11 protein-coding genes are annotated in these 10,879 nt (G+C 39.6%); 2 read left to right on the top strand and 9 right to left on the bottom strand.

Annotation, left to right across the window (positions count from 1 at the left end):
• Positions 1-163: 163 nt before the first annotated feature.
• The 8 genes from RFK25_RS10835 to yfmF form a co-directional block, all read right to left on the bottom strand.
• Entirely contained in the window at positions 164-925 is a 762-nt protein-coding gene (locus RFK25_RS10835; protein ID WP_332413429.1) for a hypothetical protein, read from the bottom strand.
• 107 nt (positions 926-1,032) lie between these two features.
• Entirely contained in the window at positions 1,033-1,830 is a 798-nt protein-coding gene (locus RFK25_RS10830) for an energy-coupling factor transporter transmembrane component T family protein (protein ID WP_332413428.1), read from the bottom strand.
• Complete coding sequence (locus RFK25_RS10825; protein WP_332413427.1) at positions 1,823-2,665, bottom strand: energy-coupling factor transporter ATPase; 843 nt, start codon at positions 2,663-2,665, stop codon at positions 1,823-1,825. Before RFK25_RS10825 ends, RFK25_RS10830 begins: the two co-directional genes overlap by 8 nt.
• Positions 2,641-3,477: an energy-coupling factor ABC transporter ATP-binding protein gene (locus RFK25_RS10820; protein ID WP_172050550.1), complete on the bottom strand. Its 837-nt coding sequence runs from the start codon at positions 3,475-3,477 to the stop codon at positions 2,641-2,643. The genes RFK25_RS10825 and RFK25_RS10820 overlap by 25 nt, the downstream gene beginning before the upstream one ends.
• The gene (pgsA, locus tag RFK25_RS10815) at positions 3,477-4,016 is read right to left on the bottom strand and encodes a CDP-diacylglycerol--glycerol-3-phosphate 3-phosphatidyltransferase (protein WP_332413426.1); all 540 of its coding nucleotides are present in this window, start codon (positions 4,014-4,016) and stop codon (positions 3,477-3,479) included. The genes RFK25_RS10820 and pgsA overlap by 1 nt, the downstream gene beginning before the upstream one ends.
• A gap of 12 nt (positions 4,017-4,028) precedes the next feature.
• A complete protein-coding gene (locus RFK25_RS10810; RefSeq protein WP_332413425.1) occupies positions 4,029-4,865 on the bottom strand; it encodes a helix-turn-helix domain-containing protein in 837 nt (278 codons plus the stop codon).
• A gap of 82 nt (positions 4,866-4,947) precedes the next feature.
• Complete coding sequence (gene yfmH / locus RFK25_RS10805; protein WP_332413423.1) at positions 4,948-6,231, bottom strand: EF-P 5-aminopentanol modification-associated protein YfmH; 1,284 nt, start codon at positions 6,229-6,231, stop codon at positions 4,948-4,950.
• A complete protein-coding gene (yfmF, locus tag RFK25_RS10800; RefSeq protein ID WP_332413422.1) occupies positions 6,228-7,481 on the bottom strand; it encodes an EF-P 5-aminopentanol modification-associated protein YfmF in 1,254 nt (417 codons plus the stop codon). The genes yfmH and yfmF overlap by 4 nt, the downstream gene beginning before the upstream one ends.
• A gap of 76 nt (positions 7,482-7,557) precedes the next feature.
• Here yfmF and yaaA point away from each other — a divergent pair, with 76 nt between their 5' ends.
• Both yaaA and recF read left to right on the top strand, forming a co-directional pair.
• On the top strand, positions 7,558-7,941 hold the full coding sequence (yaaA, locus tag RFK25_RS10795; RefSeq protein ID WP_332413421.1) for a S4 domain-containing protein YaaA: 384 nt from the start codon (positions 7,558-7,560) through the stop codon (positions 7,939-7,941).
• A 2-nt stretch (positions 7,942-7,943) separates the two neighbouring features.
• Complete coding sequence (recF, locus tag RFK25_RS10790; protein ID WP_332413419.1) at positions 7,944-9,038, top strand: DNA replication/repair protein RecF; 1,095 nt, start codon at positions 7,944-7,946, stop codon at positions 9,036-9,038.
• A 155-nt stretch (positions 9,039-9,193) separates the two neighbouring features.
• On the opposite strand, the gene guaB is transcribed toward recF, so the two are convergent.
• A complete protein-coding gene (gene guaB / locus RFK25_RS10785; protein ID WP_332413418.1) occupies positions 9,194-10,675 on the bottom strand; it encodes an IMP dehydrogenase in 1,482 nt (493 codons plus the stop codon).
• Between the last annotated feature and the right edge of the window lie 204 nt (positions 10,676-10,879).

Below are 10,879 nucleotides of genomic sequence, written 5' to 3'. Positions count from 1 at the left end.
TACATCGCTTTGAATATTGAAAAAGAGAGAACGAAGTTCGTCCTCTCTAGGTGTTAGCTTTTCATCTACCCACTACAGTTGACAAAGAGCCACCTTTTTATAATGAGGACGGAAATGAGAGAACAAATGAATGCCTAGGCTAAACCTAGACATCTCGTTCCTATCAATACCAACCATTTGCCAACCAAAACTGATAGGCTGCTGACCATGAACCATAGCGTTGCAGTACATATTCATCTGCTACACGCTCTTGGTTTTCTGGTGAATGGTCACCATTCAAATAGGCATTGCTTAATTGGTAACGTCCAATGTAAATACCATTAGTAACTGTATAGCTACCACCTGATTCTTTTTGAGCAATCCATTCTTTAGCAGTTGCATCGTCAACTGCCGCACCAGTTGAAACAGTAACTAGCTGGGCTGGTTGACTATCCGCTTGTACATGTACTTGTGCTATCTCTGTGCTAGCTGTCACTGCTTCAGTCCCAAATTCAACTGCAACATCTTCTACATGACTATCCTGATGAATGTCTTCTGTCAGACCAATATCTACTTGCTCAGCTTCTGTTACTTCCTCTACTGAGGTCGTTTCGTGAACCTCTGATACTTCAATTACCTGTGGTTCTCCAAACCTAATAGTTGGCACTTCAACCCGTAGAGGTTGATAGCTTGCATCTCTTGTCAGTATCTTATCATATCCCAACTCGAAACTAGGACTGACAGCAACGTATTCTGTTGTAGACCCAGATCCACTACCAATCTTACTTATAGCATTGACCACATTATAGGGCGCATTTGACACCGCTCTTACAAGCTTGGTATAAGAATAGTTACCTGTCAACATCAGTCCACATAAAACAAGAACTGAAATAACAATAACCCCTGCTATACCTTTGATAAACTTACTTATAAAACTCTTTTTCATCAAAAAGAACTATCCTCTATCTATTTATCATAACTATTCCTATCTTACTACCATTGTATTACTTTTTATTTAAAAAAATATTACAATTTGGTAAAACGCTTACTATTTTAAGACTTTTTAAATAAATATAGAGTTCCTGCCAAGACAACCATAATCAGAATGGCTAGGCTATCCGCCTTCTTCCAAGCTAAAATACGGTACTTGGTCCGACCTTCTCCACCCTGATAACCACGCGCTTCCATTGCCGTTGCCAGAGCATCAGCCCTTTTAAAGCTGGATGCAAATAACGGAATTAAAATTGGAATAAGGGATTTTACCTTCTGAATAAGATTGCCTTCGTTAAAGTCCACTCCACGCGCCCTTTGCGCATTCATAATTCGAGTAGTATCATCCATCAAGGTCGGCACAAAACGCAAGCTCATAGACAGCATCAGTCCAATCTCATGTACAGGAACCTTAAAGCGTTTCAAAGGTGCCAGACCTGATTCAATACCATCTGCTAAACTGAGCGGTGTTGTCGTCAGGGTTAATAGGGTTGAGAAGAAAATAATCAAAACAAAGCGAACAAAAATAATACCCGCCTGTTGCAAACCCTCTACAGACAATTTAAAAATCCAAAACTCCCACAGAATTGTCGCCCCGGGTGTAAAGAAAACCTGGAAAAAGGTTGTAAAGAGAATAATCCCAATCATTGGTTTTAAACCATTGATAAAGAAAGACAAACGGATACGTGATAAAACAACCAAGCCCAATACAAAACCAATCAATAACGCATTTGTTACCAGATTATTGGCCCAGAAAATCATTAAGAGAAAGCCAAACATGGCTAAGAGTTTACTTCTCGGATCCAAGCGATGAAGAATAGAATTACCTGGAATATAGCGACCCAAAATCAATTTATCCATGCGTCACCATCCCTGTAAATTCTTCGATAGTAATCGGAAGACGTTCAAATACAAAACCTCTTCTCTCCAAATTCGCTGCAAACTTGGTAATCTTAGGAACACCCAGTTGAATACTCTCCAAAAAATCAACCTCTTGAAAAATATCTGTTGGTTTACCAGAACCAACCAACTTTCCTTTCTCCATAATATAAACAAAATCAGCGTAATTAGCCACATCATCCATCAAATGAGTGACCAAAACAATGGTCATCCCAGACAGATGAAGGTTCTTGAAAATAGCCATCAATTCTTGACGACCAGCAGGATCCAGACCAGCTGTTGGTTCATCCAAGACCAAAACGCTTGGCTCCATGGCTAGAATACCAGCAATAGCTACCCGACGCATTTGACCACCTGATAACTCAAAGGGACTACGTTCAAACAAGCTCTCATCAATTCCAACCAAGGCCAGCTTTTCACGAGCAATTTGCTCAGCCTCTTCCTGAGAAACTCCAAAATTTTGCGGACCAAAAGCAACATCTTTTAAGACTGTTTCATCAAAGACTTGGCTTTCAGGAAATTGGAAAACAAGGCCAACTTTCTTCCTTACTTGCTTAATATCCTTATTTTCTGACGTCGCTGTAATCACAAAGTCATCAATAACCACTCTTCCCTCTGTCGGCACATTTAATCCATTCAAGAGTTGTAAAATCGTTGATTTCCCCGAACCCGTATGCCCAATAAGCGCCGTATAAGAGCCGTCAACAATCTCCAAATCCACACCAAATAACGCACGTCCCTCAAAAGGCGTATCAGCTTGATAGGTGTAGCTTACTTCTTGGAGAGCAATTCCCATAAAGTTTCCTCTAATTCTTCCTCTGTAAAATAGCGAAGCGGTAAATCAAATCCAGCCTGACGCAAAGATGTAGCCAGTTCTGTCGTGAAAGGTTTATCTAAATCCAAGTCTGCTAAATCCTCCCGCATAAAAAGCTCCGTAGGAGTGCTGACTGACTCAACCTGACCTCGTTTCATCACAATAACACGATCACTTAAAGCCACCTCATCTAAATCATGCGTGATAGAGATAACCGTCATCCCATGCCGATCCTTAATCTCCTGAACAATTTTAATCAAGTCAAGACGACCTTCTGGATCCAGCATGGATGTAGCCTCGTCCAAAATGATAATTTTAGGGCGCAAGGCCACTACTCCAGCAATAGCTACCCGTTGCTTCTGACCACCAGATAAACGAGCAGGCTCACGGGTTTTAAAATCAGCCATTCCAACCAATTCTAAGGCTTCATCTACCCGTTTCCGCATCTCTTCCAAGGCTATTCCTTGGTTTTCCAAACCAAAAGCAACATCATCTTCAACTGTAGCACCTACAAATTGATTGTCTGGATTTTGAAATACCATACCAATCAAACGTCGCTTATCCCAGACATTATCAACTGTTAGGACATCACCATCAATGATAATATCTCCAGACTCAGCTTCCAATAATCCATCAATCAAACGAACAGTTGTTGATTTCCCTGAACCATTATGACCGATGATGGACAACCATTCACCCTGTTTCACGTGAAACGAAACATCGTTTAAGGTATAATCCTCATCATCTTGACTATATTTATACTTAAGATTTTTTACTTCAATAATATTTGTCATCACTTGAACGTATCTTTGAATAAGAAAGATGCACCCTTGAAATAGTCATAGCCTGAATAAAGGGTAAAGAAAAGTGCAATATAAAGCGTAATCTGACCCAACAAACTCCAATGCAATAGCAAAAAAATCACCGCAAACATCTGTGAGAATGTCTTAATTTTACCTGGCATAGCTGCTGCCAAAACGGTTCCACCATTTTCAACCAAGAGCAAACGAAGACCGGTTACTGCCAATTCACGACAGATAATAATGGCCACCACCCATGCTGGAGCAAAACCAAGTTCCACCAACATAATGAAGGCAGACATAACCAAAATCTTATCAGCCATCGGATCTGCAAACTTACCAAAGTTTGTCACTACCTGCCACTTACGAGCCAGATAACCATCCAGATAATCCGTAATACTTGCTAGGGCAAAAATGACTGCCGCTAAAATATGGCTAATAGCTGACTGCCAGACAGTAAGAAGAAGGATAAAGATTGGAATAATCAAAATCCGTCCGACTGTAAAAGCGTTTGGAATATTTTCTTTTTTCATTGTATTTCCTTTTTATTCAAATACAAGTCCAATAGAACCTGTATCACTCGTTAATGCTTTCGTATCCAATTGTTGACCGGCGATAGTAATATCTACCCCTTTCACTACACCTAAAACAAGATAGGCTTCGCTGGTGCCTTCTGGCAGGCTAGTCGTAACCGTCGGATTTTCAGGAGAAAGTACCACTCCCTCTGCCAATTCTGTTCCGGATAGACTGACCCAACTAGTAGCATCTTTAACTGAAAGGGTAACTTCTACTGGATAAACAGTTTCTGTAACAGTCGCTACAATGTAATCTCCACTACCTGAAATGCTAATATTCTTAGCAGAAATGCTACTTGACGAAGTTGTGGACTGCTCTGGTGTGCTCGTTTCAGAAGACGTACTTGTAGCAGTTTGCCCAACAACAGAGTAGGAAGTTTCCGAAGCAGGCAACACCTGATTTTGCATACGGCTATATGCTATATAGGTCACAAAAATAATGATGAAAGCTGAAGCAAGTAAGAGATAAATCAAGGGAAGAAAGGATCTATGATCTTTCTTTTTTACCCGATAGCTTCTTTTCAATTCTGCCGCTAAGATTTCCTCCTCGCCTTCTTCACGATACTTTATCAAACTATTGCTATCGTAGGCTTCTAACAGAACATCCGCATCCAATTCTAAGGCATCTGCATAAACCGTTAAGACGTAATCAACATCCTCATCTTCAGAAATGGAATCAAAATCATTGTACTCCAATGCTTGCAAATACCTTGCATGGATTTTCGTCATTCTCTGCAAATCAACAAAGGTCCAACCTCGTGACTCACGCGCTGCTCTAAGTACCTCACCAATACTCTTTTGTCGCACTACTAACTCTCCCCTCTATTCACTAATATACAATACTCTATTCTAACAAAAATCTAAGGAAATTTCGATGAGTTAGGTCCTTTTATTTGGGAATAATCGTAAAATCAGTCATGTCACACTGACCAATAAAACGACGGCCTGCCTCCCTAATATCCTCTAAATTTATTTCTTCCACCAATTGTGGCAAATCAAATACATTCTCAACATCCGAATACTGAGCCACAAAGTGACTAGCTGTAAATTCCAAGGAATTCAAGCTACGGATAAAATCGCCATACATTTCATTCTTCAGCAGTTGCAAATGCTCATCATTGATATCCTCATCTCGTTCAAAATTGCGAACAGCCCTCATCAGCATACTTGACAAGGTAATAGGCTCCTGCGTATCACCAGAAATAACCAAATAATGATAGTCTGGAGTAACTTCTAGTTGAAACTGGAATGAGGAATCAATTTTCCCCTGTTCATACAGGTTCTGATAGCGTTTAGAAGTCCAACCGAACAACATGGCAAACAAAAGCTGTAAGCACAGGCGATACTGCTGCATTTCAGCAGGTTCAAATTCATCATTTCCCCGTAAACCAACTGCTAATTTTGGAGTAGATACTTCAAACTCTTCCATACGGTGCTGAAGAATAGGCAGTTTTTCAATTGCCTTTATATCAAACCTAGGCAGTTTTTCATCAAGTTGCGCTGCCTGATAACTTGAAATCTGCTGCCATACCTGATCCAAATCAAAGTTACCAATGACGAATAAATTCATATTGGACGGATGATAAAACAGATCAAAATTCTCATACAAATCATCTGCTGTAATCTGCTCAATCGAAGCAACCGTACCAGCAATATCATGAGCCAAGGGAGTTTGAGGGTAAAGTGACCCTAAAATTCCTGTAAACAATCGATAATCGACATCATCTTGATACATTTCGATTTCTTGTTCGATAATCCCTTGTTCTCGTGCCACGTTTTCATCTGTAAAATAAGGTTGACGAACAAATGATTGTAACAAAGATAGTGCTGGCAACACTTCCTGAGTTGTTGAAAATAGATAGCTGGTCTGTCTAAAACTGGTATAAGCATTGGCACTGGCACCAAATTTCGAAAACTCATTCATGACATCTTCTTCATCTTCCGTTTCAAACAACTTATGCTCTAAGAAATGTGCGATACCAGCAGGATAGCTACTAGACTTGCCATCTTCAAAAAGAATATGGGTATGTAAAGCTCCAAAATTTGTCGTTATCACTCCGTAAGTTTCATGAAAATCGGTCTTAGGCAAGAGAATGACTGTCAACCCGTTGTCAAGTTGTGTCTGATAGACAGGTTCTTTCATATACGGATACTTTTTCTCGATTAGTTTCATTCCTCTGTTCCCTCCATAAAGTAAACAGCCTGTAAATTTATCATCTTGCCCACTCGAACAATATCCTCAATTGACACCAACTTTACAGCTTCTATCCATTCTAACCATGTTAAATTACGTTCCCCCATACTTATCTGGTTGTAGGTCTGTTCTATCAAGTTATTCTGTCTATCTTGGGCAAGGGTTGCTGAATGAATAAGCATATTCTTTGTCAACTCTAATTCATCCTCTGTAAACTTTCCGCGCTTCAAATCAAGAATCTGCTTACTAATCAGCTTCATAACCTTTAGACGGTCTCCACGGCTGATGCCTGCATAAACCTTCATCATTCCAGAAAAAATAGACACCTGACTTCCGATTGTATAGGCCAAACTCTCCTTCTCACGGATATTTACAAATAATTTAGAATGTGAAAAGGCCCCTAGTAAACCATTAAAAACAACTAAGGCAGGGTAGTTTGCATCGTTGTAAAGAACTTGTAAATGATAAGCCAATTCTAAAATGGATTGTCTTGCCTGTTTGCGTTCGACCTTCTCGCGAGTAACCTTTGAATAATTCTGCTGATATTCTAATTCTAACTTAGGTTTTCTATAAGTAAATTTGAAGGTTTCCAATTTTTCTCGAACCAAGTCCTGATTGACAGTTCCAATGACAAAGATGTCAATCTTATCTACCCGCAACATATTCCGATAGATTTTAAATACCGATTCTGCTGTTTCTTGCTCAACTAAGTCTAGACGACTAACTCGCGGAATTTGTAAGGCCTCATCTTGATAAAATAACCTATTTAATTCGACATCAGCATGGTAGAAATTATCTTCTACCTCAGACTCAAGAAAATTGATTAAATTCTTTTTCTCCACTTCAAAGATTTTCTGATCAAACCCCTGACCTTGCTTGAGAGGACGAAATAGGCAGGCATATAAAAAATCAAGAATTGCTAGGGTAATATCTTCATTATTAGGCAAATAACGTGGATTGACGTAAGAAATGGTCAAATCAACTAGATGTACACGACCACGTTTAGCAACAGACGTTGAGAAATGTGCTCCGTATAGCTCTGCCAACCGTCTACGCATCGCCTGAGCCGTTGGATAATCTTGGTTGCCCATTTCCAGAATATTAGCAACTAGCACACGTCCTGCTACCGTCGCCTCATTCATCTCGGCTGCAAAACGCACTTTTATTCTATTTGTAGTAAACTGATCTGTTTCAATAAAATGCAAATCAATTCCTTCTTGTAATTTCATCTTCTTCCTCTTTCAAACATTGTACCTTCCATTATATCATTTTTCTGTGATATAATATTCTGTAACGAGGTGACTTATGGAATTTAAATTATTTGATGACTACATCACATTACAAGCATTACTAAAAATAACTGGTATTTTACACTCAGGAGGGGCCATTAAAGGTTTCCTTGAAGAAAATACTATCCTTTTTAACGGAGAAGACGAAAAAAGACGAGGTAAAAAAATCCGCATCGGTGATATTATCACGCTACCTGACCACAACATTAGTATCACAATCGTTGCACCTAGTACAGAAGAAATACAGCAACACCAAGAAGAACAAGCTGAAAAAGAACGTGTGGCTGCAATCGTTAAAAAGTTAAATCAAGAAAATAAAAAGAATAAGAAACAAGTAACCCCTACTAAAAAAAGTACAAAAAAAGCCGATAAGAAGCCTGTCCGCTTTCCTGGTATGTAAACATGTGGCTTGAAAGATTAGAATTACGGCACTTTCGTAACTACAGTCAACAGGATATTGAGTTCAACAAAGGACTCAATGTCTTTTTGGGTGAAAATGCCCAAGGTAAAACCAATGTTTTGGAATCTATTTACTTTTTAGCCTTGACACGTAGCCACCGTACTCGAACGGACAGGGACCTGCTCCAATTTCAAGAAAAAGAGCTATCTATTTCTGGTTTACTTCATCGTACAAATGGTAAAGTACCACTTGACATCCACTTGACAGAAAAGGGACGAATTACCAAGGTCAACCATCTCAAGCAAGCCAAACTATCCAATTATATAGGACATATGAATGTAGTCCTCTTCGCACCAGAAGATTTACAGCTGATTAAAGGTGCCCCTGCTTTGAGAAGAAAGTTCATCGATGTCGAGCTCGGTCAAATCAAACCACTCTACCTCTCTGATTTGACTAATTATAACCACACTCTCAAACAACGTAATGCCTACCTAAAATCCACTGAAAAAGTAGACGAAACCTTTCTATCTGTACTTGACCAGCAACTAGCTGAATATGGCAGTCGTGTTATCCAACATCGACTTGATTTCCTCAAAAAACTAGAGGAATTTGGAAACAGAAAAGTTCAAGAAATATCTGGCAGTCGGGAAGAATTGACTATCGAATACCAATCCTCAATCGGATTGACAGATGATGTCAATTTAATTGACAAATTCTTGACAGAACTTGAAAAGTCTCGTAAACGTGATTTATTTAAGAAAAATACAGGAGTTGGACCACATCGGGATGATGTAGCTTTCTTTATAAATGGAATGAATGCCCATTATGGTAGCCAAGGTCAGCACCGCAGTCTCGTTCTATCACTCAAACTGGCTGAAATCGAGCTGATGAAGGAAGTCACAAGAGAATACCCAATTCTCCTCTTAGACGATGTTATGAGTGAGTTAGATAACAATCGACAACTCAAACTTCTCGAAACTATTACAGATACGATTCAAACATTTATTACAACGACATCTTTAGACCATTTACATAGGCTACCTGAAAGTCTAAAAATCTTTCATATCCAGGTTGGTACTATCGTTGAAAGCAAGTAACTGATTTTATATTCAGTTACTTTTTTATTACTTCGTAAACTGGCTTTCCCTAACTCCAATTGCAGTTGCAGCTCTTCACATAGAACTAAAAAAATTACAACTTTGTCAACTAGGTTTACAAAATAGTAAAGACCCTGTCAATCAGGGTCTTATTCTTATTGTACTGAATAGTTTGGAGCTTCATTTGTGATTTGGACATCATGTGGATGACTTTCTTTCAAACCAGCACCCGACATTTCGATGAATTGAGCATTTTCATGCAATTCAGTCAAATTACCGGCACCTACATAGCCCATACCTGAGCGAAGTCCGCCAACCATTTGAAAAATCATATCTGCAACAGATCCTTTATAGGCCACACGTCCTTCAATTCCTTCTGGAACAAGCTTGTTGGCTTCGTTGACAGAGGCTTGGAAATAACGATCCTTAGAACCTTGTTTCATGGCAGCGATAGAGCCCATTCCACGATAGGTCTTGAACTTACGACCTTGGAAGATTTCAGTTTCACCTGGTGCTTCATCAGTTCCAGCGAACATTGAACCAAGCATAACAGCATGACCACCAGCTGCAAGAGCCTTGACAATGTCACCTGAATACTTGATGCCACCGTCAGCGATAATGGTTTTTCCATATTCACGCGCAACACCAGCTGCATCATAGATAGCAGTCACTTGTGGTACACCAACACCTGCGATGACACGTGTTGTACAGATTGAACCTGGGCCAATACCGACCTTGACAACATCAACACCAGCTTCATAAAGAGCACGAGCTCCCTCAGCTGTGGCAATATTACCTGCAATCAAGGTACGAGTTGGGAAGTGTTCACGGATTTCTTTAATCTTACGAAGAACACCAGCTGAGTGACCATGAGCAGTATCGATAACAATCGCATCAGCACCCGCTTCAAAGAGAGCCTCAGCACGTTCAAAAGTATCAGATGTGACACCAACAGCACCTGCAACCAAAAGACGACCAAATTCGTCCTTGGCAGCATTTGGGAACTCAATCACTTTTTCAATATCTTTGATGGTAATCAAACCTGACAAACGACCATTTTCATCAACCAATGGCAATTTTTCAATACGATGCTTGTGAAGAATAGCCTCCGCAGTCGCAAGATCTGTTCCAACTGGCGCTGTTACTAAAGCATCGCTTGTCATGTTGGTAGAAATTGGCTGTGAATAGTCGGAAATGAAACGCATATCACGGTTGGTGATGATGCCGACCAACTTACGATTTTCCATGGTTTCTACGATTGGCACACCAGAGATACGGTAGGTCCCCATGAGTTTCTCAGCTTCTGCGATTGTGTGCTCAGGAGTTAAGAAGAATGGATCGATAATGACACCATTTTCAGAACGTTTTACCTTACGCACTTCTTCAGCCTGTTCTGCAATAGACATATTCTTATGGATAACACCCAAGCCACCTGCACGTGCCATAGCAATAGCCATTTTGCTATCTGTTACGGTATCCATGGCAGCAGAAATAATTGGAAGATTAAGTGTCAAATTTGGTGCTAATTGCGTTTTTAAATCAATATCATGTGGCAATACATGACTTTCAGCCGGAATAAGTAATACATCATCAAAGGTAAAGCCTTTTTTCAAAAATTTAGTGTCCCAGTTTGACATTTTCTTCCTCTTTTCTTTTTTTGTTACTAGCTATCGCTACAATTATTTTATTTATGATAACATTTTGAAATCATTTGTCAAATATTATTCGCATTAAAACAGGGAATAATAAAAATTCGCACGTTGTCAAGTCAAGTGCAACAAGTTCATTGATAACTAGAGTTCCAGAGGTTAAGTTGTTTGGGCTAGCCCAAACAGGAATTT

The organism is Streptococcus sp. SS-4456 (assembly GCF_036680365.1).
Classification (GTDB): Bacteria; Bacillota; Bacilli; order Lactobacillales; family Streptococcaceae; genus Streptococcus.
Note: the sequence above shows the minus strand (reverse complement) of the source record. Positions and strands in the feature narration are given on the sequence as shown.